The sequence below is a fragment of the Streptomyces phaeofaciens genome (assembly GCF_014648915.1).
Classification (GTDB): domain Bacteria; phylum Actinomycetota; class Actinomycetes; order Streptomycetales; family Streptomycetaceae; genus Streptomyces; species Streptomyces phaeofaciens.
In genome coordinates this window covers 1-26205 of the sequence record NZ_BMSA01000019.1, presented here as the reverse complement: position 1 = coordinate 26205, position 26205 = coordinate 1, and the positions used below count along the sequence as shown (strand labels likewise).

23 protein-coding genes are annotated in these 26205 nt (G+C 72.2%); 13 read left to right on the top strand and 10 right to left on the bottom strand.

Going from position 1 to position 26205, the window contains the following annotated elements; translation table 11 throughout:
- The first annotated feature begins 71 nt into the window (after nt 1-71).
- Nucleotides 72-836, top strand: coding sequence for a hypothetical protein (locus IE275_RS28340; protein WP_189714278.1), 765 nt, complete (start codon nt 72-74; stop codon nt 834-836).
- Here IE275_RS28340 and IE275_RS28335 read toward each other — a convergent pair.
- The 3 genes from IE275_RS28335 to cobT form a co-directional block, all read right to left on the bottom strand.
- Nucleotides 740-1468 carry a hypothetical protein gene (locus IE275_RS28335; RefSeq protein ID WP_189714277.1) on the bottom strand — a complete coding sequence of 243 codons (729 nt, stop codon included), beginning with the start codon at nt 1466-1468 and terminating at the stop codon, nt 740-742. The two genes, IE275_RS28340 and IE275_RS28335, sit on opposite strands and share 97 nt — an antisense overlap.
- On the bottom strand, nt 1465-3183 hold the full coding sequence (locus IE275_RS28330; protein WP_189714276.1) for a phosphatidylglycerol lysyltransferase domain-containing protein: 1719 nt from the start codon (nt 3181-3183) through the stop codon (nt 1465-1467). Before IE275_RS28330 ends, IE275_RS28335 begins: the two co-directional genes overlap by 4 nt.
- Nucleotides 3184-3259: 76 nt before the next feature.
- Complete coding sequence (gene cobT / locus IE275_RS28325; RefSeq protein WP_189714275.1) at nt 3260-4441, bottom strand: nicotinate-nucleotide--dimethylbenzimidazole phosphoribosyltransferase; 1182 nt, start codon at nt 4439-4441, stop codon at nt 3260-3262.
- A 153-nt stretch (nt 4442-4594) separates the two neighbouring features.
- On the opposite strand from cobT, the gene IE275_RS28320 reads away from it, so the two are divergent.
- Entirely contained in the window at nt 4595-5518 is a 924-nt protein-coding gene (locus IE275_RS28320) for a class I SAM-dependent methyltransferase (RefSeq protein ID WP_189714274.1), read from the top strand.
- Nucleotides 5519-5571: 53 nt separating this feature from the next.
- On the opposite strand, the gene IE275_RS28315 is transcribed toward IE275_RS28320, so the two are convergent.
- The gene (locus IE275_RS28315) at nt 5572-6780 is read right to left on the bottom strand and encodes a bifunctional adenosylcobinamide kinase/adenosylcobinamide-phosphate guanylyltransferase (protein WP_189714273.1); all 1209 of its coding nucleotides are present in this window, start codon (nt 6778-6780) and stop codon (nt 5572-5574) included.
- Between the two features lie 113 nt (nt 6781-6893).
- Here IE275_RS28315 and IE275_RS28310 point away from each other — a divergent pair, with 113 nt between their 5' ends.
- Complete coding sequence (locus IE275_RS28310; RefSeq protein ID WP_189714272.1) at nt 6894-7106, top strand: hypothetical protein; 213 nt, start codon at nt 6894-6896, stop codon at nt 7104-7106.
- Nucleotides 7107-7175: 69 nt separating this feature from the next.
- On the opposite strand, the gene IE275_RS28305 is transcribed toward IE275_RS28310, so the two are convergent.
- Both IE275_RS28305 and IE275_RS28300 read right to left on the bottom strand, forming a co-directional pair.
- Entirely contained in the window at nt 7176-7877 is a 702-nt protein-coding gene (locus IE275_RS28305; RefSeq protein WP_189714271.1) for a class I SAM-dependent methyltransferase, read from the bottom strand.
- An 83-nt stretch (nt 7878-7960) separates the two neighbouring features.
- Nucleotides 7961-8557 (bottom strand): DUF3043 domain-containing protein, encoded by a 597-nt coding sequence (locus IE275_RS28300; protein ID WP_189714270.1) that lies wholly within the window; start codon nt 8555-8557, stop codon nt 7961-7963.
- A gap of 333 nt (nt 8558-8890) precedes the next feature.
- Here IE275_RS28300 and IE275_RS28295 point away from each other — a divergent pair, with 333 nt between their 5' ends.
- From IE275_RS28295 to IE275_RS28270, 6 genes are all read left to right on the top strand, one after another.
- Nucleotides 8891-9661, top strand: a complete 771-nt coding sequence (locus IE275_RS28295) for a PspA/IM30 family protein (RefSeq protein ID WP_229870679.1) — start codon at nt 8891-8893, stop codon at nt 9659-9661.
- 40 nt (nt 9662-9701) lie between these two features.
- Entirely contained in the window at nt 9702-9980 is a 279-nt protein-coding gene (gene pspAA / locus IE275_RS28290) for a PspA-associated protein PspAA (protein WP_189714268.1), read from the top strand.
- Between the two features lie 64 nt (nt 9981-10044).
- Nucleotides 10045-11265: a sensor histidine kinase gene (locus IE275_RS28285; protein WP_189714267.1), complete on the top strand. Its 1221-nt coding sequence runs from the start codon at nt 10045-10047 to the stop codon at nt 11263-11265.
- Nucleotides 11262-11945 (top strand): response regulator, encoded by a 684-nt coding sequence (locus IE275_RS28280; protein ID WP_189714266.1) that lies wholly within the window; start codon nt 11262-11264, stop codon nt 11943-11945. The genes IE275_RS28285 and IE275_RS28280 overlap by 4 nt, the downstream gene beginning before the upstream one ends.
- 168 nt (nt 11946-12113) lie before the next feature.
- The gene (locus IE275_RS28275) at nt 12114-15218 is read left to right on the top strand and encodes an efflux RND transporter permease subunit (RefSeq protein WP_189714265.1); all 3105 of its coding nucleotides are present in this window, start codon (nt 12114-12116) and stop codon (nt 15216-15218) included.
- An 87-nt stretch (nt 15219-15305) separates the two neighbouring features.
- Complete coding sequence (locus tag IE275_RS28270; protein WP_189714264.1) at nt 15306-17537, top strand: protein kinase domain-containing protein; 2232 nt, start codon at nt 15306-15308, stop codon at nt 17535-17537.
- Between the two features lie 21 nt (nt 17538-17558).
- Here the strand turns inward: IE275_RS28270 and nadA are convergent, their stop codons facing one another.
- Nucleotides 17559-18743, bottom strand: a complete 1185-nt coding sequence (gene nadA / locus IE275_RS28265) for a quinolinate synthase NadA (protein ID WP_189714263.1) — start codon at nt 18741-18743, stop codon at nt 17559-17561.
- A 265-nt stretch (nt 18744-19008) separates the two neighbouring features.
- On the opposite strand from nadA, the gene erpA reads away from it, so the two are divergent.
- Nucleotides 19009-19365 (top strand): iron-sulfur cluster insertion protein ErpA, encoded by a 357-nt coding sequence (gene erpA, locus IE275_RS28260; protein WP_030039301.1) that lies wholly within the window; start codon nt 19009-19011, stop codon nt 19363-19365.
- Nucleotides 19366-19441: 76 nt separating this feature from the next.
- Here erpA and IE275_RS28255 read toward each other — a convergent pair whose 3' ends face one another.
- Nucleotides 19442-21292: a hypothetical protein gene (locus tag IE275_RS28255; protein WP_189714262.1), complete on the bottom strand. Its 1851-nt coding sequence runs from the start codon at nt 21290-21292 to the stop codon at nt 19442-19444.
- 182 nt (nt 21293-21474) lie between these two features.
- Nucleotides 21475-21684 carry a hypothetical protein gene (locus IE275_RS28250; RefSeq protein ID WP_189714261.1) on the bottom strand — a complete coding sequence of 70 codons (210 nt, stop codon included), beginning with the start codon at nt 21682-21684 and terminating at the stop codon, nt 21475-21477.
- 130 nt (nt 21685-21814) lie between these two features.
- On the opposite strand from IE275_RS28250, the gene IE275_RS28245 reads away from it, so the two are divergent.
- The gene (locus tag IE275_RS28245; protein WP_189714260.1) at nt 21815-22789 is read left to right on the top strand and encodes a carbohydrate kinase family protein; all 975 of its coding nucleotides are present in this window, start codon (nt 21815-21817) and stop codon (nt 22787-22789) included.
- A 40-nt stretch (nt 22790-22829) separates the two neighbouring features.
- Here IE275_RS28245 and IE275_RS28240 read toward each other — a convergent pair whose 3' ends face one another.
- On the bottom strand, nt 22830-24206 hold the full coding sequence (locus IE275_RS28240) for a cysteine desulfurase/sulfurtransferase TusA family protein (RefSeq protein WP_189714259.1): 1377 nt from the start codon (nt 24204-24206) through the stop codon (nt 22830-22832).
- A gap of 307 nt (nt 24207-24513) precedes the next feature.
- Between IE275_RS28240 and ctaC the strand changes: the two genes are divergently transcribed.
- The gene (gene ctaC / locus IE275_RS28235; protein ID WP_189714258.1) at nt 24514-25473 is read left to right on the top strand and encodes an aa3-type cytochrome oxidase subunit II; all 960 of its coding nucleotides are present in this window, start codon (nt 24514-24516) and stop codon (nt 25471-25473) included.
- On the top strand, nt 25470-26205 hold a 736-nt coding region (locus IE275_RS28230; RefSeq protein WP_189714257.1), incomplete at its 3' end, for a cytochrome c oxidase subunit I. The genes ctaC and IE275_RS28230, both read left to right, overlap by 4 nt.

Sequence of the window (26205 nt, the reverse complement as noted above, 5' to 3'; positions counted from 1 at the left end):
ACACGGCCGCAGACTAGCCCGGACGCCGCACCGGCCGGGCGGCCCACCCCGCTCCCCGGGAAACTGAGGGCATGGGCCAGTGGCTTGAGCGCAACATCGTCGAACCGGGCAAGCTCCCGCTGCTCCTCGCCCTGACAGCCTTCGTGCTCACCTTCCTGATCACCCGGGTCATCACCCGTCTCATCCGGGCGGGCAAGGGGCCCTTCGGCAACATCAGCTCCGGCGGGGTGCACATCCACCACGTGGTCCCCGGGGTGGTCCTGACCGTCGCCGGCGGCTTCGGCGCGGTGGCGAGCGGCGTGCGCGGCTTCGGCTCGGGCGTCTTCGCGGTGGTCTTCGGCATCGGTGCGGGGCTCGTCCTCGACGAGTTCGCGCTGATTCTGCACCTCGACGACGTGTACTGGACGGAGGCGGGACGCAAGAGCCTGGAGGCCGTGGTGCTGACGGCCGCACTCGTCGGACTGCTGCTGGTGGGGTCCGCGCCGTTCGGCGTCAACGACATGAACGACGACGAGCTCCAGGACCGGGGGACCGTCGCCCTGACCGTCGCCGTGAACTTCCTCATTTCGCTGGCCGTGCTGTTCAAAGGCAAGATCAAAATGGCCGTCTTCAGTGTTTTCATCCCGTTCGTGGGCCTGGTCGGCCTGGTGCGACTGGCCCGGCCCGGTTCGCCGTGGGCCCGCCGCTTCTACCGGCGCAGGCCCCGGGCCCGCGCGAAGGCGGTACTGCGCGCCTATCGTCACGACCGGCGCTGGTTCGGCCCGGGTCGGCTGCTGGGGGACTGGCTGGGCGGCAAGACGGACAAGGAACTCGCCGAGTCCACCGACCGGCGCTGACGCCCGCGCGCCCACGCGAGCGCGCACGGCACCGCCGCCGCCACGATCGCCGCCAGATGCTCCCGGCCCGCCAGGTTCGGCTCGACCAGGACCTCGGCGACCATCGCCACGGTCACCGCCGCCGCCGTGACGTACGCGCGGTGGCGCCACAGGACGAACACCGCCAGGCCCACCACGGCGGCGGACGGGCCGGTGTCGACGATCCGGGCGTCGGAGGCGGGCAGCAGGCCCAGAGCCAGGCCCACGCGCGCGAACAGCGTGCCGGCGAGGGTGGCGGCGTACGCGATCGTGAGGGTCCGCCACCGGCCCAGGCAGATCTCCGCGACGCCGAAGACCAGCAGGATCTGGGCGAGCGCGCCCCAGACGGGCAGATCGAGGGCGGGGACGAACAGCGACAGGGGCGTGCGCAGCAGGGCCGGACCGAGCGGGTCCGCGGCGCGGACGGCCCCCAGGTTCTGGACCGGCCGAAAGCCCCAGGGCTGGTTCTGCACGACCTGGAGCACCGCCGTCAGGCACACCGCCCCGAGGGTCATCGGGGCCGCCCGCCACCGTCGCCCCACCAGCGGCCCCCGCACGGCCGTGCACAGCGGTCCCCATTCGCCGCGGGCCCGGCGCGCGAGCCGGTGTCTCATCGACGCGGCTCCAGCCGCCCGCGATGCCACCACCGCGGCAGCCCCGGTGCCTCCAGGAACCCCTCGGCCCGCGCCGACGCCACGCCGATGCGGGGCAGGTGCGCGCTCTTCTCGAACAGCAGGAACCGCGGCTCCCAGATGGGCCGGTACTTGGCGTTGGCCCGGTACAGCGACTCGATCTGCCACCAGCGCGAGAAGAAGCTGAGCAGCGACCGCCACAGCCGGAGCACCGGCCCGGCGCCCAGCCGCGCGCCCCGCTCGAAGACCGACCGGAACACGGCGAAGTTCAGCGAGACCTGCGTGATCCGGTACTCCCGGGCGCGCCGCAGCAGATCGATGACCATGAACTCGATCAGCCCGTTGTCGGAGTCCCGGTCCCGCCGCATCAGATCCAGCGACAGCCCGCGCGGGCCCCACGGCACGAAGGACAGCAGCGCCCGCAGGCGGCCGTCGGCGTCCCGGCACTCGACCATCACGCACCGGCCGTCCCGGGGGTCCCCGAGCCGCCCCAGGGCCATGCTGAAGCCGCGCTCGGTGGCCCCGTCCCGCCAGTCGTCGGCGCGCCGCACGAGGGTCGCCATCTCGTCGGCCGGGATGTCCTCGTGCCGCCGCACCCGCACGGTGTACCCGGCCCGCCGCACCCGGTTGTAGGCCTGCCGCACGGTCCGCATGGCCCGTCCCTCCAGGGTGAACTCGGCGACGTCGACGACCGCCTCGTCCCCGAGTTCGAGGGCGTCCAGGCCATGACGCGCGTACACGGTCCCGGCCTCCTCGCTCGCCCCCATCACCGCCGGGATCCAGCCGTGCGCGCGGGCCTCGGCGAGCCACGGCCCGATCGCCCCGGGCCAGGCCTCCGGGTCCCCGAGCGGATCCCCGGACGCCAGGGAGACCCCTGCGAGGACCCGGTAGGCGACGGCCGCCTTGCCGGTCGGGGACCAGCACACGCTCTTCTCGCGGCGCAGGGCGAAGTAGCCGAGCGAGTCGCGTTCGCCGTGCCGGTCGAGCAGTTCCCGCAGCCGCTTCTCGTCGTCGTCGGTGAGCGGGTCGACGGCCCGCCGGGAGCGGAAGGCGGCGTACAGGACGGCGAGGACCAGGGCCGTGCTCAGGACGTTGACGGCGACATCGACCCAGGTGGGCGGGGCGATCCCGGTGACGGAGGGGTCGTCGGCGGCGACCGAGACCAGCCGGAGCGTGCCGTAGCGCCAGCGGTCGAGGAAGGTGGCGGGGGCGGCCGACCGGTCGGTGGCCGTCACCAGCAGCGCGGCGAGCAGCGAGGCCCCGAGGAGCCCGCCGGCCCCGACGGCCGCGGCGAGCCTCGGGTTGGACCGGTCGCCCTTGGCGTAGAACTCCCGCCGCCCGGCGAGCAGCGCGCCGACGAAGACGGCGGTCAGTCCGAGCGAGACACAGTTCTGCGGCTGCCGCCGGATCTCCGGGAACGCCATGGCGAGGGCCAGCAGCCCCAGGAAGGCCCCGCTCAGCCCGAGGTTGAGGATCCACGCGGCCCGTTTGCGCCGCCGCATGGTGACGGCCAGGAACGCGGTGAACACCCCGGAGGCGAATCCGGCCGTCAGCAGATACGGCGTGAAGAGGTCCTCCTGGTTGTGCCGCCGCACGTCCTGCCCCAGCGAAACCCACACCGCACTGAGGAAGTTGACGAACGCGACGGCACGCAGGTACCAGACGGCGACGGCGGCGGCGACCCGGGGATGTCCCATGAGCGGTGATGATATGGGCGTACTTCACCCAGAACGCTCTTTTGGTGCAGCCTGTCTCTTTTGACCCGTCGGGCCCTCAGGCCCCGGGACCTCCGCGCTCCTCGGCGGAAGCCTCGGCCTCTCCGGCCTCTCCGGCTTCTCCGGCCTCTCCGGCCCCTTCGGCCCCTTCCGCCTCTTCGGCCTCTTCGGTCTTCTCGGTCTTCTCGGTCTTCACCGGCTTCTCGGGCAGCTCGGCCGCCAGGGCGGCCGCGGCCTGCACCAGCGGCAGGGCCAGCAGCGCCCCCGCACCCTCCCCGACCTTCACGCCCTGGTCGAGCAGCGGCTCCAGCGCCATCCGGTCCAGCGCCTTCGCCTGCCCCGGCTCCCCGCTCCTGTGCGCGGCCAGCCACCAGTCCGGCGCCCGGAACGCGATCCGCTGCCCGACGAGCGCGCACGCGGCCGCCACGACACCGTCCAGCACGACCGGCAACTTCCGTACGGCGCACTGGAGCAGAAAGCCCGTCATCGCGGCGAGGTCGGCCCCGCCCACGGTCGCCAGCAGCTGGAGCTGCTCCCCGAGCACCGGCCGCGCCCGGCGCAGCGCGTCCCGGATCGCCGCGCACTTGCGCATCCACGCCAGGTCGTCGATGGCCTCGCCGCCCCGCCCGGTCACCACGGACGCGTCCGTCCCGCACAGCGCGGCCACCAGCACGCCGGCGGCGGTCGTCCCGCCCACGCTCACATCGCCGAGCACGACCAGATCCGTACCGGAGTCGGCCTCCTCGTCGGCGACCGCGACGCCCGCGCGGAAGGCCGCCTCGGTCTCCTCCAGGGTCAGCGCGTCCTCGAAGTCGATCCGCCCGCTGCCGCGCCGCACCCGGTGCCGTACGACGTCCGCCGGGAACGTGTCCGGCTCGCAGTCCAGCGCCATGTCGACGATCCGCACGGGCACGTCGAGCCGCCGGGCCAGCACCGCGACCGGGCGGCCGCCCTCCAGGATCTCCCGCACCAACTCCGCGGCGCTGCCCGCCGGTCGGGCCGACACGCCGAGCTCGGCGACACCGTGGTCACCGGCGAACAGCACCACCCGGGGCCGGGCGACCGGCCGTACGGGCACCGCGCCCTGCGCCGCCGCCAGCCACTCACCCAGGTCGTCCAGGCGCCCCAGCGATCCGGGCGGCACGATCTGACGTTCCCGGCGCGCCTCCGCGTCGCGGCGCACCCCGCCGTCGGGGCGCTCGATCAGATCGGTGAAGTCGTCGAGATTAAGCGAGCTCATTCGCCGAACAGTACCGGCACCGGCCGAACGTCAGAGCGCCACAGGGGCACCACACCCCCACGACGTCTTTGCACCCAAGATCCGTATCCCATACGTTCCGCTTTGCTGCGGAATGTCGCAGTCTCGTGCTTTGCCGTCCCCCCGGAGCCGCTCATGCCCTCCCGGCCCAGGCCCATCCACGATCCGCGCCGCGACGACTGCCCCTGGTGCGGCTCGAAACGCCTGCGCACCCGACTGCGGTCCCCCGACCTCCGCCACCGCCGGCCGGGCACCTTCGTGGTCGACGAGTGCCGGGACTGCGCCCACGCCTTCCAGAACCCGCGCCTCACCCCCGAGGGCCTGATGCTGTACGACTCCGACGGGGACCCGCGGTTCAGCCGCGGACGCCTGCGGGCGACGGCCCGGGTGATGCTGCCCTTCCCGGAGCCGGAGAGCTGGCTGGACGTCGGTACCGGGGACGCGTCCTTCCCCCGGGCGGCGAAGGAACTGTTCACCTACACGGCGTTCGACGGCCTGGACCCGACCCCCAGGGTGGAGCGGGCGCGCGCGGCGGGCCGCCTGGACGAGGCCCACCGGGGCCGGCTGACGACCCCGGAGGTGCTCGCCCGGCTGCGCGGCCGCTACGACGTGGTCAGCATGCTCCACCACCTGGAACACACCCGGGACCCGAAGGAGGAACTCGCGGCCGCGCTCACCGCCCTGCGCCCCGGCGGCCACCTCCTCCTCGAACTCTCCGACCCCGCCAGCGCGTCCGCGACCGTCCTCGGCAAGTGGTGGCACCCCTACGACCAGCCCCGCCACCTGCACCTGATCCCGCTGGCCAACCTCCGCACCGAACTGGAGGCCCAGGGCTGCGACATCGTCAGCACGGACCGCAGGACCCCCCACACCCCCCACGACCTCTCGACGGCCGTCGCCCTCCGCCTGGCCGGCAGCCGCCTCCGTCCCCTGACCGGTCCCGCCGTCACCCTGGCCGCGGCCCTGGACCACCTCCTGGCCCCGGCCCTGCGCCGCACCCGCTTCTCGAACGCGTACCGGGTCGTCGCACGCAAGACCGCCCGGGCCCGTCCGTCATGATCCACCGAACCGGCCCGGCCGAAGGGCCCGGCCCGAACCGGCCAGGCCGCGGGTCACCCCCGCAGCACCACCGCCTGCCCCGCGACGACCAGCAGCAACTGCTCGCACTCGGCCCCCACCGCCGCGTTCACCCGTCCCAGCTCGTCGCGGTACCGGCGCCCGGAGGCCGTGGCGGGCACGATCCCCGACCCCACCTCGTTCGACACCAGCACCACCGTCCGCCGGGTCCCGCGCACCGCCCCCACCAACTCGGCCACCCGGGCCCGCAGGGCGCGCTCACCCCCGTCCGCCCACACCGCGTCGTCCCAGGCCCCCACGGAGTCCATCGCGTCCGTCAGCCACAACGACAGACAGTCGATCAGCAGCGGCGCCCCCTCCTGCGCCAGCAGCGGCACCAGATCGCAGGTCTCCGCCGTCCGCCACGACCCCGGCCGCCGCTCCCGGTGCGTGGCGACCCGTGACGCCCACTCGGTGTCCCCGCCCCGGGAGCCCCCCGTGGCCACGTACAGCACGTCCGGGAACGACTCCAGCCGGCGCTCGGCCTCCACCGACTTCCCCGACCGGGCCCCGCCCAGCACCAGCGTCCGCCGCGGTACGTCCGGCACGTCCTCGTACACCCCCACCGCCAGCGTCGTCCCGTCCGGCACCGCCCGCGCCCCCGCCGCGGCCAGCCGCCGCCGCACCTCGTCGCCCGGCGGCACGTCGTGGTCCAGATGGACGGCGACGACGTCCGTGGTCGGTCCCACGGCGCCCACCGCCCGCAGCTTCGCCAGCGCGTCCGGCCGGCCCACGACGTCCCCGAGGACCAGGTCGTAGCCCTCGACCGGATTCGCCCCCTCCTCCAGCCCGGCCGGCGCGCTCCCGGGCGGCAGATACAGCAGCCGCTGCCCGTCAGGCCCGAGCACCGCGTACCCCGTGCCCGGTGCGTCCGTCGCCACCGCCCGCACCCGATGCCCCGTCAGCAGCGTCAACTCCCGTCCGTCCGGCACCCGGACCGGCTGCGGCAGCCCGGCGGGCACCTCCACGGCGGGACCGTCGTGCGGATGCGACAGCAGCACCTGCTGCACGCCGCCCAGGGAATGCCCCGCGCGGGCCGCCGCGAAGGCCGCGCCCGGGGTGAGATCGAGCAGCAGCGTCCCGTCCACGAGCAAGGCGGTCGCCGCACGCGCGTGTGCCGCGAGCGAGAGCGCGCACACCGCGCAGGAGCAGTCGGGGCGGGGCAGTCCCGCGGGGGCACCGGTACCGAGAAGAGTGACTTCCACGGACAGATTTTCGCCTGTCTGACCTGGTCTTGCGCATCCGACTAGGCTGCACAGCAGAAGCCGGACCAAGATCCGGCTTCTGCTCTGCACGTGTTCACATCAGGGAGGCGTACATGGCGGCATGGACGTGGCGGTTCGAGAAGGCCGACGGGACGGAGGTCCAGCCCGCGGTCCAGCCCGAGGAGTTCACCACTCAGGGGGACGCCGAGTCCTGGATCGGGGAGCAGTGGAAGGACCTGCTGGAGGGCGGCGCGGACCAGGTGCGGCTGTTCGAGGACGCCACCGAGATCTACGGGCCGATGAGCCTGCACGCCGACGAGTCGTAGGCGCGGCCGCCTGGCCGCACGACGGGGTGGCCGCCACCACGGCCGCCCCGCCCGTGCCCGACGCGGCCCCTAGCCGCGCACCCCGCACAGATGCAGCAGTGCCGCCACGCTCCGGTACGGATCCGTGCGGCCCGCCCGCTCCTCGGCGGTCAGCAGGGTCTGAAGGTCCTGGGGGATCTCGGCCCCGTCGGTGGCCGTGTCGGTGAACACGCGCACGCCGTACCAGGCCTGGAGCGGCGCCCCGATGCCGGCCAGCGCGTCCGTCAGCGTGACCAGCCGGTCCGCCCGGACGTCCAGACCCAGCCGGTTGCGGTACGTCACGGAGTCGAAGGCCGCCACCGCGCCCGGCCAGTCGCCGCTCAGCCCCGGCCGCAGGGCCAGCGCGTCCGCGTTCCGCACCAGCAGCGACAGCAGCCCGCCCGGGGCCAGCATCCGCGCGAGCCCCGCCAGCAGGGCGTCCGGCTCCTGCACGTACATCAGCACACCGTGGCACAGCACCACGTCGAAACTGCCGGGCAGGAAGTGCACGCCCGTGTCCCGGCCGTCGCCCTCGATGATCCGCATCCGCTCCCGGATGCCCTCCGGCTCACCCGCCAGGGCCTCACGGGCCGCCGCGACCATCGTCGCGTCCTGCTCCAGCCCGGTCACCTGGTGGCCGAGCCGGGCCAGCCGCAGCGCCTGCGTGCCCTGGCCCATTCCGACGTCGAGCACCCGCAGCCGCTGCCCGACCGGGTAGCGCCCCGCCATCTGCTCGTCGAGCTGCCGGGCCACCAGCTCCTGCCGTACGACATCACGCAGCCCGCCCAGCCTGCTCAGCCAGGCCTCGGCCGCCCCCCCGGAGAAAGCCGCAGTGCTCAGGGCCGCTCTCCGCGCTTGACCTGCGGTTTGGGCAGCCGGAGCCGACGCATCTGGAGGGAGCGCATCAGCGCGTAGGCCACCGCGCCGCGACGGTTGTCGTCGGGGAAGCGCTCGGCGAGCCGCTTCCTCAGACGGAACCCGGTGAGGATCGAGTCGAGGACGATCAGCACGATCACGACCAGCCACAGCAGCAGCGCGATGGTCTGGAGCGACCCCACGCGAACCATGCTCAGCACCAGGATGATCACGGCCATGGGCAGGAAGAACTCCGCCACGTTGAACCGTGAGTCGATGAAGTCGCGGGCGAACTTGCGCACCGGACCCTTGTCGCGGGCCGGAAGATAGCGCTCGTCACCGCCCGCCAGGGCCTGGCGCTGGCGCTCCATCTGGCTGCGGCGCTCGTCGCGCTGACGCTTGCCCGCCTCCTTGCGCGTCATCGGGGTACTGGCGACGCTGCGGCGCTGGGACTGGGCCTCACTGCGCTTGGGCGTGGGCCTGCCCTTGGGGGCCTGCGGGTCGCGGGTCTGCTTGGAGTCGGTCACCACGGCCTTGTCGGCGGGGGCCTTCTCTTCCTTGGCACGGCTACGGAACACAAAACCCAAGGGTAAGCGCTTCGGGGCATGGACCCCAGCCCGGCGGGGAACGATCCGGCAACACCAGTCGTCTGTAGAGGGGACAGACCCGGACGAGACCGGGGAACACCGAGGAACAGGGACGTCCGGTGACTTCACGGTCACCCTGAAGACCACCTACTCCCTACGCCGGAGCAAGGCCGTGGTCAGTCGTCCTTGGGGAGGAGCGCATCCGTCCCCGAACAGTGCGTCAATGGATGCAGGGCCCGTACTGTGGGTTCTGTCGCAGAGCTGGAGCTGGACGTCAGAAGGGGGCGCGCGAAGCCCATGAGCGGTGTCATGAAGCGTATGGGGATGATCTTCCGCGCGAAGGCGAACAAGGCCCTTGACCGGGCCGAGGACCCGCGCGAGACCCTCGACTACTCGTACCAGAAGCAGCTGGAGCTGCTCCAGAAGGTCCGCCGCGGCGTCGCCGACGTGGCCACCTCCCGCAAGCGGCTGGAACTCCAGCTCAATCAGTTGCAGACGCAGTCCTCCAAGCTGGAGGACCAGGGCCGCAAGGCCCTCGCGCTCGGCCGGGAGGACCTCGCCCGCGAGGCCCTGTCCCGCCGCGCGGCGCTTCAGCAGCAGGTCACCGACCTGGAGACGCAGCACGCCACGCTCCAGGGCGAGGAGGAGAAGCTCACCCTCGCGGCGCAGCGCCTCCAGGCCAAGGTCGACGCCTTCCGTACGAAGAAGGAGACCATCAAGGCCACGTACACCGCGGCCCAGGCCCAGACGCGCATCGGCGAGGCCTTCTCCGGCATCTCCGAGGAGATGGGCGACGTCGGCCTGGCCATCCAGCGCGCCGAGGACAAGACCGCCCAGCTCCAGGCCCGGGCCGGCGCCCTCGACGAGCTGCTCGCCTCCGGCGCCCTGGACGACCCGACCGGCATCGCCAAGGACGACCTCCAGGCCGAGCTGGACCGCCTCTCCGGTGGTACGGATGTAGAGCTGGAGCTTCAGCGCATGAAGGCGGAACTGGCCGGCGGCAGCTCTTCCGGTCAGCAGGCCATCGAAGGCGGCACAGGTCAGGCGCAGCCCCAGCAGCAGCCGCAGGACACCCCGCGCTTCGACAAGCAGTAGCCGCAGTCCGGCGCCGGGGCCCGGAGCCGAGGAGGCCGACATGATCGTACGGATCATGGGGGAGGGCCAGTGGAAGCTGGCCGACTCCCACGTCGCCGAGCTGAACACGCTGGACGACGACCTGCTGGAAGAGATGGAGAGCGGCGACGACGCGGGCTTCCACCGCACCCTCGGCGCTCTCCTCGACGCCGTCCGACGCCTCGGCGCACCCCTCCCGGACGACGCCCTGGAACCCTCCGAACTGATCCTCCCGGCCCCGGACGCGAGCCTGGAGGAGGTCCGGGAGATGCTGAGCGACGACGGGCTGATTCCCGGATGAGGATCCGTGTCACGGCCTGACGTTCAGCACCGGCCACGGCACGGAAAGCGACGGTAACTGAACAGTGACCACCCTCGCCCGAGCCCAGCGCCAGCTGAAGGCGCACCCCCTCGCGGCGGACGCCGCCCTCGCCGCGGGTGTCCTGCTGTGCATGCTCGCCGGCTCCTTCGTCGACCCCCACAGCGGCCACACCGTCAGCTGGCGCATCCGCACCCCGGACCCCCTCAGCCTGCTGCTGATGACCCTCGGCGCCGTCGCCCTCGTCTTCCGCCGCCGCGCCCCCATGGCGGTCCTCGCCGTCACCGGCACCGTCTCCGTCGCCGAGTCCGTCACCGGCGACCCCCGCGCCCCCGTCGCGATGTCCGCCGTCGTGGCCCTCTTCACCGTCGCCGCCACCACCGACCGCCCCACCACCGTGCGGGCCGCCCTGCTCACCATGACCGTCCTCACCGGCGCCGCCATGCTCGCCGGACCACTGCCCTGGTACGCCCAGGAGAACCTCGGGATCCTCGCCTGGACCGGCATCGGCGCCACCGCGGGGGACGCCGTGCGCAGCCGGCGGGCGGTGGTGCAGGCCATCCGCGAGCGGGCCGAGCGGGCCGAACGCACCCGGGAGGAGGAGGCCCGCCGCCGGGTCGCCGAGGAGCGCCTGCGCATCGCCCGGGACCTGCACGACGTCGTCGCCCACCACATCGCCCTGGTCAACGTCCAGGCCGGGGTCGCCGCCCATGTCATGGACAAGCGGCCCGACCAGGCCAAGGAGGCCCTCGCGCACGTCCGCGAGGCCAGCCGCTCCGCCCTGAACGAGCTGCGGGCCACCGTCGGCCTGCTGCGCCAGTCCGGCGACCCCGAGGCCCCCACCGAACCCGCGCCCGGCCTGGACCGCCTCGACGAACTCGCCGGCACCTTCCGCAGCGCCGGGCTCCAGGTCGAGGTGGCCCGCGGCGACGCCGGCACCCGGCTGCCCGCCGCCGTCGACCTGGCCGCCTACCGGGTCGTCCAGGAGGCCCTGACCAACGTGCAGAAGCACGCGGGCCCGGAGGCCAAGGCCGAGGTCAGCGTCGTCCGCGTCGGACCGAGCCTGGAGATCACCGTCCTCGACGACGGCTCCGGGAACGCCCTCGGACCGCAGGAGGGCGGCGGCCACGGCCTGCTCGGCATGCGCGAACGCGTCACCGCGCTGCGCGGCACCCTCACCACCGGCCCCCGCTACGGAGGCGGCTTCCGCGTCCATGCGATCCTGCCGGTCAAGCCCCGTACCCCGGACGCGAAGGACCCCGTATGACCATCCGTGTCCTGCTCGCCGACGACCAGGCCCTGCTGCGCAGCGCGTTCCGGGTGCTGGTCGACTCCGAGCCCGACATGGAGGTGGTCGGCGAGGCCTCGGACGGCGCGGAGGCGGTCCGGCTGGCGCGGGAGGAGTGCCCCGACGTCGTCCTGATGGACATCCGGATGCCCGGCACGGACGGGCTCGCCGCGACCCGGCTGATCAGCGCCGACCCCGCGCTGGCGCAGGTCCGGGTGGTCATCCTGACGACCTTCGAGGTCGACGACTACGTGGTGCAGTCGCTGCGCGCGGGCGCCTCCGGCTTCCTCGGCAAGGGCAGCGAACCGGAGGAGCTGCTGAGCGCGATCCGGATCGCCGCCGGCGGCGAGGCGCTGCTCTCCCCGGTCGCCACCAAGGGCCTCATCGCCCGCTTCCTCGCCCAGGGCGACGCGCTCGGCGACCACCGCGACCCGGCCCGCGCCCAGCGCCTGGACGCGCTGACCGTCCGCGAGCGTGAGGTCCTCGTCCAGGTCGCCGGCGGCCACTCCAACGACGAGATCGCCGAACGCCTCGAAGTCAGCCCGCTGACCGTGAAGACGCACGTCAACCGGGCCATGGCCAAGCTGGGCGCCCGCGACCGCGCCCAGCTCGTGGTGATCGCGTACGAGTCCGGGCTGGTACGCCCACGGGTGGACTGACCTCCACCCGGCCGTACTGCGGGCGGAGTAGGAGCGGCATAAGGAACGGGACCTGGGGCCTACGGATCGGCGTCCGGCGATGCCACAGGGTGTAAGGGCCACACCTGACATCACACCTGGCACGGCGAGTGCCGCTTCTGACGCTCACAGAAGAGAGACCCTTCACCCATGTCCTGGCTGTCGAAATTCAGCCTCGCGCAGCGGGCCCTCATAGGCCTGATGTCCATCGTCGCGCTCGTCTTCGGCGCGATCGCCATCCCGCAGCTCAAACAGCAGCTGCTGCCCACCATCGAACTGCCGATGGTGTCCGTGCTCGCCCCCTACCAGGGCGCCTCCCCGGACGTCGTCGAGAAGCAGGTGATCGAGCCGATCGAGGACAACCTCGAGGCGGTCGACGGCATCACCGGCGTCACCTCCACCGCCAGCGAGGGCAACGCCGTCATCCTGGCGTCCTTCGACTACGGCAACGACACCAAGCAGCTGGTCGCCGACGTCCAGCAGGCCGTCAACCGGGCCCGCGTCCAGCTCCCGGACGCCGTGGACCCGCAGGTCGTCGCCGGTTCCACGGACGACATGCCGACGGTCGTCCTCGCCGTCACCTCCGGCAAGGACCAGCAGGCCCTCGCCGACCAGCTCGACACCACCGTCGTCCCGGAGCTCAAGGGCATCGACGGCGTCGCCCAGGTCACCGTCACCGGCGTCCGCGACCTCCAGGTCACCGTCACCCCGGACGACGCGAAGCTGGCGAAGGCCGGCCTCAACGGGCCGTCCCTGGCCCAGGCCCTCCAGGCGGGCGGCGCGACCGTCCCGGCCGGCTCCTTCGACGAGGCCGGCAGCAACCGCACCGTCCGGGTCGGCGGCGGCTACACCTCCGTCGCCCAGATCGAGAACCTGCGGATCCCCGGCGTGGGCGGCGCGAAGCCGGTCCGCCTCGGTGACGTGGCCACGGTGAAGCAGGAGGAGGCCCCGGCCGACTCCCTCACCCGCACCGACGGCGAGCCCAGCCTCGCCGTCATGGTCACCATGGACCACGACGGCAGCGCGGTCGCCATCTCGAACGCCGTCGAGGACAAGCTCCCCGGCCTGCGCGAGGACCTCGGCTCCGACGCCGCGATCACGGTCGTCAGCGACCAGGGCCCGGCCGTGTCCAAGGCCATCGAGGGCCTCACCACCGAGGGCGCGCTCGGCCTGCTCTTCGCCGTCCTCGTCATCCTGGTGTTCCTGGCGTCGGTCCGCTCGACGCTGGTCACCGCGGTCTCCATCCCGCTGTCCGTGGTGCTGGCGCTGATCGTCCTGTGGACGCGCGACCTCTCCCTGAACATGCTGACCCTGGGCGCGCTGACCATCGCGATCGGCCGGGTCGTCGACGACTCGATCGTCGTCCTGGAGAACATCAAGCGCCACCTCGGCTACGGCGAGGAGCGCCAGAGCGCGATCATCACCGCCGTCCGCGAGGTGGCCGGCGCGGTCACCTCCTCCACCCTCACCACGGTCGCCGTGTTCCTGCCGATCGGCCTGGTCGGCGGCATGGTGGGCGCCCTGTTCGGCTCGTTCAGCCTCACGGTCACGGCGGCCCTGCTGGCCTCCCTGCTCGTCTCGCTGACGGTCGTCCCCGTCCTGTCGTACTGGTTCCTGCGCGCCCCCAAGGGCACCCCCGAGGACGCCGAGGAGGCCCGCCGCGCGGCCGAGGAGAAGGAGGCGAAGAGCCGCCTCCAGCGCTTCTACGTCCCCGTCCTGCGCTTCGCGACCCGGCGCCGGCTGACCAGTGTGGCCATCGCCGTCGTCGTCCTGATCGGCACCTTCGGCATGGCCCCGCTGCTCAAGACCAACTTCTTCGACCAGGGCGAGCAGCAGGTCCTGACGGTCAAGCAGGAACTGGAGCCGGGCACCAGCCTCGCGGCGACCGACGCCCAGGCGAAGAAGGTCGAGAAGCTGCTCGCCGGTATTGAGGGCGTCAAGGACTACCAGGTCACCATCGGCTCCTCCGGCTTCATGGCGGCCTTCGGCGGCGGCACGGACACCAACCAGGCGTCCTACCAGGTGATGCTGACGGACTCCGCCTCCTACGAGGACGTCCAGGACCGCATCGAGGACGGGCTGAAGAAGCTCGACGGCGTCGGCACCACCACCGTGGCCGCCGGTGACGGCTTCGGCAACCAGGACCTGAGCGTCGTGGTGAAGGCGGCCGACGCGGACGTGCTGCGCACGACGGCCGAGCAGGTCCGCAAGACCGTGGCCGGGCTCGACCACGTCACCGACGTGACCAGCGACCTCTCGCAGAGCGTGCCGCGCATCTCGGTCAAGGCGAACACCAAGGCCGCGGCGGCCGGTTTCGACGACCAGTCGCTCGGCGCGGCGGTCGCCCAGGCGGTCCGCGGCACGACGGCGGCGAAGGCGATCCTGGACGACACCGAGCGTGACGTCGTCATCCGGTCCGAGCAGCCCGCCGAGACCCTCGCCCAGCTCAAGGCGCTGCGCCTCGGCGCGGTGAAGCTCGGCGACATCGCGACCGTCGAACTGGTCGACGGCCCGGTCTCCATGACCCGGATCGACGGTCAGCGCGCGGCCACCGTGACCGCTCGCCCGACCGGCGACAACACGGGCGCGGTGAGCACCAAGCTCCAGTCGAAGATCGACGCCCTGAAGCTCCCGGCGGGCGCCACGGCCGAGATCGGCGGGGTCAGCCAGGACCAGGACGACGCCTTCGCCAACCTGGGCCTCGCGATGCTCGCGGCGATCGCGATCGTCTTCATGCTGCTGGTCGCGACGTTCCGCTCGCTCGCCCAGCCGCTGATCCTGCTGGTCTCCATCCCGTTCGCGGCGACCGGCGCGATCGGCCTGCTGATCGTCACCGGCACCCCGATGGGCGTCCCGGCGATGATCGGCATGCTGATGCTCATCGGCATCGTGGTGACCAACGCGATCGTCCTGATCGACCTCATCAACCAGTACCGCAAGCAGGGGTACGGCGTCGTCGAGGCCGTCGTCGAGGGCGGGCGGCACCGTCTGCGCCCCATCCTCATGACGGCGCTGGCGACCATCTTCGCCCTGCTCCCGATGGCCCTGGGCGTCACCGGCGAGGGCGGCTTCATCGCCCAGCCGCTGGCTGTGGTCGTGATCGGCGGTCTGATCACCTCGACGCTGCTCACCCTGCTCCTCGTCCCGACGCTCTACGCGATGCTGGAGCTGCGCAAGGAGCGCCGTGCGAAGAAGCGCGCGGCGAAGCGGCAGCCCGCGGAGCCCGAGAAGACCCCGGAACCGGCCGGAGTCTGAGCTCCTGACGCGCCGATGTCCCTTCCCCCGTACGGGTTTCATATCCTGTGAGCTCGAACTGCTCGGCGGGGGAAGGGAAACGGGGCGTTGCCGCTGCACAAGGACGATCCGAAGGCGCTCGGCGGATACCGGATCGTCGACCGGCTCGGGTCCGGGGGCATGGGCGTCGTCTACCTGGGCCGGTCCCGATCGGGGCGTGAGGTCGCCGTCAAGGTGGTGCACGCCCAGTACGCCGAGGACAAGGTCTTCCGGGCCCGCTTCCGGCAGGAGATCGACGCCGTCCGCAAGGTGAGCGGCGCCTTCACCGCCCCGGTCGTGGACGCCGACCCGGAGGCCGCACGGCCCTGGATGGCCACCCAGTACGTGCCCGGCCCGGCGCTCTCCGCCCGGATCCGCGGCGCCGGCCCGCTCAAGGGCGCGGAGCTGCGGCTGCTGGCCCTCGGGCTGGTGGAGGCGCTGCGGGACATCCACCGCGCCGGGGTGGTCCACCGGGACCTCAAGCCCGCCAACGTCCTGATGGCCGAGGACGGCCCCCGGGTCATCGACTTCGGCATCTCGCGCGCCGCCGAGAACCAGACCCTCACCGAGACCGGCCACGCGATCGGCACCCCGCCGTTCATGTCCCCGGAGCAGTTCGCGGACGCCCGCTCGGTCGGACCCGCCTCGGACGTCTTCTCCCTCGGCGCGCTGCTGGTGTTCGCCGCCACCGGCCGCGGCCCCTTCGACGCCGACAGCCCCTACCTGACGGCGTACCGCGTCATGCACGAGGAACCGTCGGTGGACGCCGTCGCCGAGCCGCTGCGCGCGGTCCTGACCCGTTGCCTGGCCAAGGAGGCCGGCGACCGGCCCGGACTCGAGGAACTGGGCCGGGAGTTCGCCGAGGCGCTGCCCGAGCCGGCGGCGGGCGACGACGCGACGGTGACCCTGCGGCTGCCGCCGGCCCGCACCACCCGCGAGGAGCCCACCCAGGCCGCCGCCGCGCCCCGGCCGCCCCGCCGCTCCCGGCTGCGCCGGTGGCCGGTCCTGGCGGCGGTGGCGGGTGTCGTGGCCGTGGCGGTCACCGGCTACGTCCTGCTCGACCCGTTCCAGCGCAACGACGCGAAGGCGCAGTCGGACACCACCGCCCCGCGGACGTCCCGCTGGGATCCGCTGCCCACCGGCTGGAAGCCGTGGCGGACCTCGGTCTACGGGGCCGCGCTCTCCGGCGTGACCCGGCCGATGAACGACGACGGGGCTTTCTCCGGCAACACCCTGTCCTGCGCGATGGGCGAGGACGCCCTGTACTGCGGGGGCTCCGGTGTCCTCCCCGTCCGCGTGGACGGGGCGACGGGCCGGCTCGCCTGGCGTGCGGACTCCGTGCCCTCGGGGGTGTCCCGGGAGGAGTACGACAGCACGGTCCTGGGGGAGCGGGACGGCGTGGTGCTGGTGAGACAGTCGGTCGTGAGCAGCACGGGCGGCGACCCGACGATGAAGGCCGTGGCCCTCGACTCCGGCACCGGCGAGCGGCTCTGGTCGCGCCCCATGGACAGCCGGGCCGTCGAGCCGGCCGTCATCGGCGATCTGCTGCTGGCCCCGGACGGCAGCCGCGTGACGGCCCGCGACCCGCGCGACGGCACCGCGCGCTGGACCACGGACCTGCCCGCCGGGCCGACGTATTCCTGCAAGTTCCACGACATCGGCGGACTTCCGTACGCCGGCTGCTCCGACGCGGGCTACCCGTCGCGCACCGTGTTCTACGCCGTGGACCCGGCCGACGGCACGACCCGGAAGGTGAGCGTGCCGGACGGCGAGCTCGAGCACGTCGGCGAGGCCGACGGCGATCTGGTCTTCCTGGAGTTCGGCGAACAGGACGAGGCGCTGTCCGGGGACTCGACGTACACCGCGGTCCTGCTGATCGACCCGGACACCGGGACCGTACGGAGGAAGAGCCTCGCGGGCAGCCCACGGGGCGAACCCGCGCTGGTGGGCGGAGTGCTCTGCTTCGCCGCCTCCAGCGGACGGGTGACCGCGCACGCGCCCGGGACGGGCAAGAGGCTGTGGGCGACCTCGACCACTCTCCAGCAGCCCGGCAGGCCCGTCCCCGACGAGCGGGGCCGCACCCTGTTCGCGGCCAGTGCCTCCGGGCGGGCGGCCGCGCTCGACACGGCGACGGGCCGGCTGCTGTGGGAGTCCCCGGCGCGGGCCGAGCAGGTCTTCCCGACGAGTTTCCACACGGCGCGGGTGTTTCCCGACGGGGGCTCCCTGGTGGTGCTCGCCCCCGACGGGACCGCGTTCGCGCTGGACCCGGCCCACCCCGACCGGGAGCCGCTGTCGGGGTGATCCGGGTCCACGGCGATCCGGTTACGGCAGCGCCAGCATGCGCTCCAGTGCCAGCTTCGCGAACGTCTCGGTCTCCTGGTCGACCTCGATGCGGTTGACCAGCTTGCCCTCGGCGAGGGACTCCAGGGTCCAGACGAGGTGGGGGAGGTCGATGCGGTTCATGGTCGAGCAGAAGCAGACCGTCTTGTCGAGGAAGACGATCTCCTTGCCCTCCGGCGCGAAACGGTTCGCCAGGCGGCGGACCAGGTTCAGCTCCGTGCCGATGGCCCACTTGGAGCCGGCCGGGGCCGCCTCCAGCGCCTTGATGATGTACTCGGTCGAGCCGACGTAGTCCGCCGCGGCCACGACCTCGTGCCGGCACTCGGGGTGCACCAGGACGTTCACGCCGGGAATGCGGGCGCGGACGTCCTCGACCGACTCCAGGCTGAAGCGGCCGTGCACCGAGCAGTGGCCGCGCCACAGGATCATCTTCGCGTCGCGCAGCTGCTCGGCGGTCAGCCCGCCGTTCGGCTTGTGCGGGTTGTAGAGGACGCAGTCCTCCAGGGACAGGCCCATGTCCCGCACGGCCGTGTTGCGGCCGAGGTGCTGGTCGGGCAGGAAGAGGACCTTCTCACCCTGCTGGAAGGCCCACTCCAGAGCTCGCTGGGCGTTGGAGGAGGTGCAGATCGTGCCGCCGTGCTTCCCCGTGAACGCCTTGATGTCGGCGGACGAGTTCATGTACGAGACGGGCACGACCTGCTCGGCTATGCCGGCCTCGGTCAGCACGTCCCAGCACTCGGCGACCTGCTCGGCGGTCGCCATGTCGGCCATCGAGCAGCCGGCGGCGAGGTCGGGCAGGACCACCTTCTGGTCGTCCGACGTCAGGATGTCGGCCGACTCGGCCATGAAGTGCACACCGCAGAAGACGATGTACTCGGCCTCCGGGCGGGCGGCCGCGTCCTTGGCCAGCTTGAAGGAGTCGCCCGTGACGTCGGCGAACTGGATGACCTCGTCGCGCTGGTAGTGGTGGCCGAGCACGAAGACCTTGTCACCGAGCTTCTCCTTGGCCGCGCGGGCGCGCTCGACCAGGTCCGGGTCGGACGGCGAGGGCAGGTCGCCGGGGCACTCGACGCCCCGCTCGCTCCTCGGGTCGGCCTCGCGGCCGAGCAGCAACAGGGCGAGTGGAGTCGGCTGTACGTCGAGCTCCGTGGTCTGGGCGGTGGTCACGTCACGCACCCTTTCTACTTTTCGTCGAACTGACGCTATCTATGATAGCCTGCTTCACGTCACTTTGACGATGGTCATTGCGTCGATGTGACATGAATCCCGGAAAGGTGCCTCCGCCGAGCCGGACGGTCGCTGTTCGCTTCGGCGCCGGTGTGCGAGCATGAAGAGACAGGCGAAAGAGAAGTGCCCGGCCCGGAATGAATCCGCGGCCCCGTCGGTTGCAACCGTCGGCAAGCAGTCTCCGTACAACCCGGGAGAGATGTAGATGTCCGTATCGGACGAGACCAGCACCGTCACCGACGGCATCATCCTGTCCGACGCCGCCGCGGCGAAGGTCAAGGCCCTGCTCGACCAGGAAGGCCGTGAGGACCTGGCCCTGCGGGTCGCCGTTCAGCCGGGTGGCTGCTCCGGCCTGCGCTACCAGCTCTTCTTCGACGAGCGCTCGCTCGACGGTGACGTCGTCAAGGACTTCGACGGCGTCAAGGTCGTCACCGACCGGATGAGCGCCCCGTACCTGGGCGGCGCGTCCATCGACTTCGTCGACACCATCGAGAAGCAGGGCTTCACGATCGACAACCCGAACGCGACGGGCTCCTGCGCCTGCGGCGACTCCTTCAGCTAGGCCGCGCCGCGGTACGCGAAAGGCGGCGGCCCCCCGGTGAGGGGGGCCGCCGCCTTTCGCGTGTCCCTGCGGCGGGTTACTGCGGCAGCCGCGCCCCCGGCTTCTCCAGCGGGATCGACGTGCCGTCCGAGCCGACGACCTGCCGGGCGCCGAGCGGCTCGTCCAGCCGTACGGTCCGGTGGTACTCCTTGGCGATCATGATGCAGACCTTGTCGGGCCAGGGCGTCTCGGTCACCGTGACCTTCACCCGGTCGCCGCTCTCGTCCGCCGTCACCGTGTAGTCGGCGCACACCCCGGCGGTGAAGCTCACCACCAGCTCGTCGCCCTCGGCCGTGTAGTCCTCGACCTGCACCTCACGCGACGACCCGCCGGCACTCGCCGTCGGCGTCGGAGTGGAGGCCGACGCCAGATACGCCGGTTCCACCGCCGGATGCGTCAGCGTGTACTCGTCCGCGGCCCCCGACGCCTTCACGTCGAACAGCCAGGACGGTACGAGCACCTGCCGGCCGCCGGAGGTGTGCGGGGCGAGCCCCAGCACCGCGTCCTCGATCGTGACCGTCTCCTGCTTCTGCGGGGTGGCGGCCGACGACCCGCAGGGGCTTTCCAGCCGGTCCTTCAGGGGCACCGGGCTGGCGCACCCGCCGATGCCCATCCGGTGTTCCGTCCCCGGCGCCGCGTTCATCGCCGCCAGCGCCTCCTCGGCACTCAGCAGCGGGTACGTGTCACCCTTCACCGGCGTCTTGAGCTGCCCGTTCGCGCCCACCACCGCACCCTGGGCGCTGACCGTGACACCGGTCGTCCAGCCGTAGGAGGGCAGGCCGTCGATCGCCGGGTCGGCGTTCACGATCCGCTGGGCGCCCATGACCTGGCTCGCGTCCAGCTCGGCGTCCTCCTGCCCGACGGCCTTCAGGACCGGAGCCGCCGCCTTCTTCGCGGCCGCCTCGCTCACCGGGTCGACCGCCGGGGCCACGGGGTCCTTGGTGCACTTGGCGATGCCGCCGGTGCAGTTGTCGGTGCCCGGCGTGAACCGGGTGAACGTCCACATGCCCGGCGCCTGCCGGTTCACCCGCAGCACCGGCCCGGAGCCGTCGTTGCCGGAGCCGACCTTCCAGGCGTCCCCGTCGGCCACCGGCGCCCCGTCGACCCCGAGCGCCTTCGCCAGCCGTGCCACCTCGTCCTTCGTGACCGTGCCCGTCGCCCGGTACACGGGCGCCGAACCGGGCCCGTCGGGCAGGTCGCCGGCCGCCGTGTACGTCACCCCGTACGGGTTCGGCTCCCCGGGCGCGATACCGCTCGTACCGCCACCGGAGGTGTTCCCCGCGTAGTCGTCCAGCGCGAGCGCCGGGGGAGTCCCGTCCCCCGAGGGCGCCCCGGCCCCACCGGAACCGCCACCGGCCTGAGCCGTGAGATACGCCCCGCCTCCGCCCACCAGCAGCACCGCGGCGGCCACGGAGGCGACGAGGAGCGGGGAACGGCGGCGAGGAGCGGGGGAGGACCCACCGTCCGGCCGGGCGGCGGCGCCGGGCTCGGGGGTGACGTCGGTGCCGGCGGCACCGGCCGGCGCGCCGACGGCGGAGGCGGCGGTGTCATCGGCGCCGGCGACCTCACCGGCGTCGGCGTCGGAGTCGGAGTCGGCCTCGTCGGTGTCGGCGGCCTGCTCCTTCTCGCCCTCGGCCTGTCCGCCCCCGGTCGCCGCGGGAACACGACCGTCGGCCTCGGCCGGGCCCTTCTCCCCCACGGCAGCCCCGGCCTCGGCCTGTTCCGCCTGCTCCGCCTGCTCCGCAAGCGGTTCGGCCCGCTCGGTCCCGGACGCCTCGGGACCGGCCACGCCCTTCCCGGCCCCCGGGGTCTCCGTCGTCGCCTCGCCGGAACCCGTCCGCTCCGGCTCGCGCGCGGCGTCGTCGTTCTCGGGTCGCTCGGTGTTCACCGCATCGCTCCTTCGGCTGCCCTGCTGTCGTACCCCACATCCCCTTTACGGGGGACAGCGATGGGACGCGGCGGGGGAGCGCACGGTTCCCTCCCGAGCGCCGTGCCGAAGGAAAAAGTCCGGGCGGGGCCCGGGAAAACCCGGGAAACCCCGGAAAGTCCTGCGGGCTCCTGGGATCTGTCCTAGTTTCCGTAGTCCGGCATGGCCTCCAGCAGCCGGGCCGAGGTCGCCGGGACCGAGACGCCGTGGATGAGGGAGGGGGAGACCGGGCGGGAGGCGACCTTCTCCGGCGCCGCCCAGTGCGGAACCATCCGGGCGCAGTCGCCCCGCAGCGACGCCAGGCCGCCTTCGAAGTCGGCCGGAGCGGTCGCGTGGAGCTCGAGGTTCGTCATAGCGGAACCGTAAGCACGCTGGAGCCCGCGAAGAAAGATCTACTATCGGGTAGTTTCGACTGCTTCAGTGGCGCTGCTCCACCGGGTAGCGTGAACTGTCAATCCCCCTCCCCTCAGGAGAGTCCACGCCGTGCGCATCGCAGTCACCGGCTCCATCGCAACCGACCACCTCATGACCTTCCCCGGCCGCTTTGCCGACCAGCTCGTCGCGGACCAGCTGCACACGGTCTCGCTGTCCTTCCTGGTCGACAAGCTGGACGTACGGCGCGGCGGGGTCGGGGCGAACATCGCCTTCGGCATGGGGCAGCTCGGCACCCAGCCCGTCCTGGTCGGCGCCGCGGGTTCCGACTTCGACGACTACCGGGCCTGGCTGGACCGCCACGGTGTCGACACCGAGTCGGTCCGTATCTCGGAGACCCTGCACACCGCCCGTTTCGTGTGCACCACCGACTCCGACCACAACCAGATCGGCTCCTTCTACACGGGCGCGATGAGCGAGGCCCGTCTCATCGAGCTGAAGACCGTCGCCGACCGCGTCGGCGGCCTCGACCTGGTCCTGATCGGCGCCGACGACCCGGAGGCGATGCTCCGCCACACGGAGGAGTGCCGCTCCCGGTCGATCCCGTTCGCCGCCGACTTCTCGCAGCAGATCGCCCGGATGGACGGCGAGGAGATCCGCATCCTGCTGGACGGGGCGACGTACCTCTTCTCCAACGAGTACGAGAAGGGCCTCATCGAGACGAAGACGGGCTGGAGCGACCGGGAGATCCTCGCCAAGGTCGGCCATCGCGTCACCACCCTCGGCTCCCGCGGTGTCCGCATCGAGCGGGACGGCGAGGACCCGATCGAGGTCGGCTGCCCGCAGGAGGAGCGCAAGGCCGAGCCCACCGGCGTCGGCGACGCGTTCCGCGCGGGCTTCCTGTCCGGTCTGGTCTGGGGCGTCTCCCTGGAGCGCGCCGCCCAGATCGGCTGCATGCTCGCCACCCTCGTCATCGAGACGGTCGGCACGCAGGAGTACCAGCTGCGCCGCGCCCACTTCATGGACCGCTTCGCCACCAAGTACGGCGACGAGGCCGCCTCCGAGGTCCGCAAGCACCTCGGCTGAGGCCCCCTGAGCCGTGTCCTGACCCCGGCGGAAGCCCGGGTCAGGACACCCGGCGGACCACATAGGCGAAGCCGTGGTCCGCCGGTTCCTCACCGACGTACTCCTGCCCCCGCATCTCGCACCACGCCGGGATGTCGAGCCGGGCCGCCTCGTCGTCGGAGAGCACCCGCACGGTGCCGCCGACCGGTACGTCCCCGATGACCTTCGCCAGCTCGATGACGGGGATCGGGCAGCGCTTGCCGAGGGCGTCCACGACGAGCTCGTCGCCGCGGACGTCCGCCACCGGGGCCGACGCCCCCAGCTTCTCCCGCACCCCCGCCACGGCCCCGGGCAGAACGGCCAGAAACCGCTCCACGTCCTCCTCGGCCGCCCCGAACGGCAGCGACACCCGCACGTTCCCCTCGCTCAGCACCCCCATGGCCCTGAGCACATGGCTCGGCGTCAGGGTGCTGCTGGTGCAGGAGGACCCCGAGGAGACCGAGAACCCCTCCCGGTCCAACTCGTGCAGCAGCGCCTCCCCGTCGACGTACAGACAGGAGAAGGTGACGATCCCCGGCAGCCGCCGCCGCGGATCCCCCACCACCTCCACATCGGGCACCACGGCCGCCACCCGGGCCCGGATCCGCTCCGTCAGCTCCCGCAGCCGGGCCGCCTCGGCCGCCGCCTCCGCCCGCAGCGCCCGCAGCGAGGCCGCCGCGGCCACCACGGCCGGGATGTTCTCGAACCCGGCGGCCCGCCCCGACTCCCGCTCGTCCAGGGCTCCTTGGGGAGCGAACCGCACCCCCTTGCGGACCACCAGCAGCCCCACCCCGGACGGCCCGCCCCACTTGTGCGCACTGCCCGTCAGCAGCGACCAGGGCCCGTCCACCGGCCCCCAGCCGAGCGACTGGGCGGCGTCCACCAGCAGCGGCACCCCTGCGGCCCGGCACCTGTCGGCCACCTCCGCGACCGGCTGCTCGGTCCCCACCTCGTGGTTGGCGGACTGAAGACAGACGAGCGCGGTGTCGGGCCGCAGCGCCCGCGTGTAGGTCTCCGCGGACACCGCGCCGCCCCGGTCGACCTCCACCCGGCTCACCGTGCCGCCGCCGGCCTCGTGCGTCTCGGCCGAATGGAGCACCGAGGAGTGTTCGACGGATGACACGATCAGGTGACGTCCGGTCCGCCGCCGTCCGGCCAACGCCCCCGCGATCCCGCTGTGCACGGCCCGCGTCCCGGAGGACGTGAACACCAACTCGTCGGGCCGGCAGCCGACGGCCTCGGCGGCGGCCTCCCGTGCCGCGTCCAGCAGCATCCGCGCCCGACGCCCCTCGCGGTAGAGCCGGGCGGGATCGGCCCACCCCTCGTCGAGCGAGGCCAACAGGGCCTGCCGGGCGACGGGATGGAGGGGAGCGGCGGAGGCGGCGTCGAAGTAGGACACACCGCAACGTTAGACGTGGGGACGCGGTGCGGGGGCACGGGGAGCGACGCGACCAGCCACAACCAAAGCCGCACTCGCCGCACAAGCCGCATTGACGAGCTATTAGGCGCCCCTCCCGAGCCCCTTCCCACCCCTTCGGGGTGACAGGCGGCGCGTATGCCACCCTCCCCGCGAACCCCCGGAGGGCGTCGGCTAGGGTTTGGTCCGCATAAACATCCAAACCCCTGCCCGACGCAGGGCGGCGACCGACCAGCGAGAAGGCAGGCCGCAGCCAACCGCGCGGGCGAGACTCTCGGGAAGGCGCTACGTGAGTCCCAACGGCTCCGACCGCTCGCCGCGGCGCCCGATGCGGCGGAAGCTGCTGCAGGCAATGACCGCGGGCCTGGTCCTGGCGACCGCCACCGGTTGCACATACAAGGACTTCCCCCGCCTTGGCATGCCCACCCCGGTCACAGAAGAGGCTCCGCGGATCCTCTCCCTGTGGCAGGGCTCCTGGGCGGCCGCGCTGGCCACCGGCGTGCTGGTGTGGGGCCTGATCCTGTGGAGTGCTTTCTTCCACCGGCGCAGCCGTACGAAGGTCGAAGTTCCTCCGCAGACCCGGTACAACATGCCCATCGAGGCTCTGTACACGGTGGTGCCGATCATCATCGTCTCGGTGCTGTTCTACTTCACGGCACGTGACGAGACGAAGCTGCTGAGCCTCGACAAGAAGCCCGACGTCACGGTCAACGTGGTCGGCTTCCAGTGGAGCTGGTGCTTCAACTACATCGAGAACGTCGACGGTTCCAGCGGCGACGCGAAGACCGACGCGAACCTGTCCGCGATCCCGGACCGGTTCAAGAAGGACTTCCCGGCCGACGCCGGCGGTGTCTACAACTGCGGTGTCCCCGGTGAGCGGAACCCGCAGACCAACAACCCGGGCCCGACCCTTGTGCTCCCCGAGGGCAAGACGGTCCGCTTCGTCCTCACTTCGCGTGACGTCATCCACTCCTTCTGGGTGGTGCCGTTCCTCATGAAGCAGGACGTCATCCCGGGTCACACCAATGCCTTCCAGGTGGTCCCCAACCATGAGGGCACCTTCCTGGGCAAGTGCGCCGAGCTGTGCGGTGTCGACCACTCCCGGATGCTGTTCAACGTGAAGGTCGTCTCCCCCGAGCGCTACGAGCAGTACCTCAAGGACCTCGTCAAGAAGGGGCAGACCGGTTACGTTCCCGCGGGCATCGAGCAGACCGCCCACGAGAAGAACCGGGAGACGAACAACCTGTGAGCATCCTCAACGAACCCCAGGGTGCCGCGGCAGCTGAAGACTCCTACGAGAATGAGCTGCCGGTCCGGCGCAAGCAGCCCGGCAATGTCGTGGTCAAGTGGCTCACCACCACCGACCACAAGACCATCGGTACGCTGTACCTGGTCACGTCGTTCGTGTTCTTCTGCATCGGTGGCGTGATGGCGCTTCTCATGCGCGCCGAGCTGGCGCGTCCGGGCCTGCAGATGATGTCGAACGAACAGTTCAACCAGGCGTTCACGATGCACGGCACGATCATGCTGCTGATGTTCGCGACGCCGCTGTTCGCCGGCTTCGCGAACTGGATCATGCCGCTCCAGATCGGCGCGCCGGACGTGGCCTTCCCGCGGCTGAACATGTTCGCCTACTGGCTGTACCTGTTCGGCTCGCTCATCGCCGTCGCCGGCTTCCTCACCCCGCAGGGTGCGGCCGACTTCGGCTGGTTCGCCTACTCCCCGCTGTCGGACGCGGTCCGCAGCCCGGGCATCGGCGCCGACATGTGGATCATGGGTCTGGCCTTCTCCGGCTTCGGCACCATCCTCGGCTCGGTCAACTTCATCACCACGATCATCTGCATGCGCGCGCCGGGCATGACGATGTTCCGCATGCCGATCTTCGTGTGGAACGTCCTGCTGACCGGTGTCCTGGTCCTGCTGGCCTTCCCGGTCCTGGCGGCCGCGCTGTTCGCCCTGGAGGCGGACCGCAAGTTCGGTG

Bases quoted from the DNA above. Each gene is read 5' to 3' on its own strand.
- IE275_RS28295 (WP_229870679.1), top strand. From the start codon at position 8,891: ATGATCTTCCGCGCGAAGGCGAACAAGGCCCTTGACCGGGCCGAGGAC.
- IE275_RS28280 (WP_189714266.1), top strand. From the start codon at position 11,262: ATGACCATCCGTGTCCTGCTCGCCGACGACCAGGCCCTGCTGCGCAGC.
- IE275_RS28335 (WP_189714277.1), bottom strand. From the start codon at position 1,468: ATGAGACACCGGCTCGCGCGCCGGGCCCGCGGCGAATGGGGACCGCTG.
- IE275_RS28340 (WP_189714278.1), top strand. From the start codon at position 72: ATGGGCCAGTGGCTTGAGCGCAACATCGTCGAACCGGGCAAGCTCCCG.
- IE275_RS28330 (WP_189714276.1), bottom strand. From the start codon at position 3,183: ATGGGACATCCCCGGGTCGCCGCCGCCGTCGCCGTCTGGTACCTGCGT.
- IE275_RS28275 (WP_189714265.1), top strand. From the start codon at position 12,114: ATGTCCTGGCTGTCGAAATTCAGCCTCGCGCAGCGGGCCCTCATAGGC.
- erpA (WP_030039301.1), top strand. From the start codon at position 19,009: ATGTCCGTATCGGACGAGACCAGCACCGTCACCGACGGCATCATCCTG.
- IE275_RS28250 (WP_189714261.1), bottom strand. From the start codon at position 21,684: ATGACGAACCTCGAGCTCCACGCGACCGCTCCGGCCGACTTCGAAGGC.
- IE275_RS28320 (WP_189714274.1), top strand. From the start codon at position 4,595: ATGCCCTCCCGGCCCAGGCCCATCCACGATCCGCGCCGCGACGACTGC.
- IE275_RS28310 (WP_189714272.1), top strand. From the start codon at position 6,894: ATGGCGGCATGGACGTGGCGGTTCGAGAAGGCCGACGGGACGGAGGTC.
- cobT (WP_189714275.1), bottom strand. From the start codon at position 4,441: ATGAGCTCGCTTAATCTCGACGACTTCACCGATCTGATCGAGCGCCCC.
- pspAA (WP_189714268.1), top strand. From the start codon at position 9,702: ATGATCGTACGGATCATGGGGGAGGGCCAGTGGAAGCTGGCCGACTCC.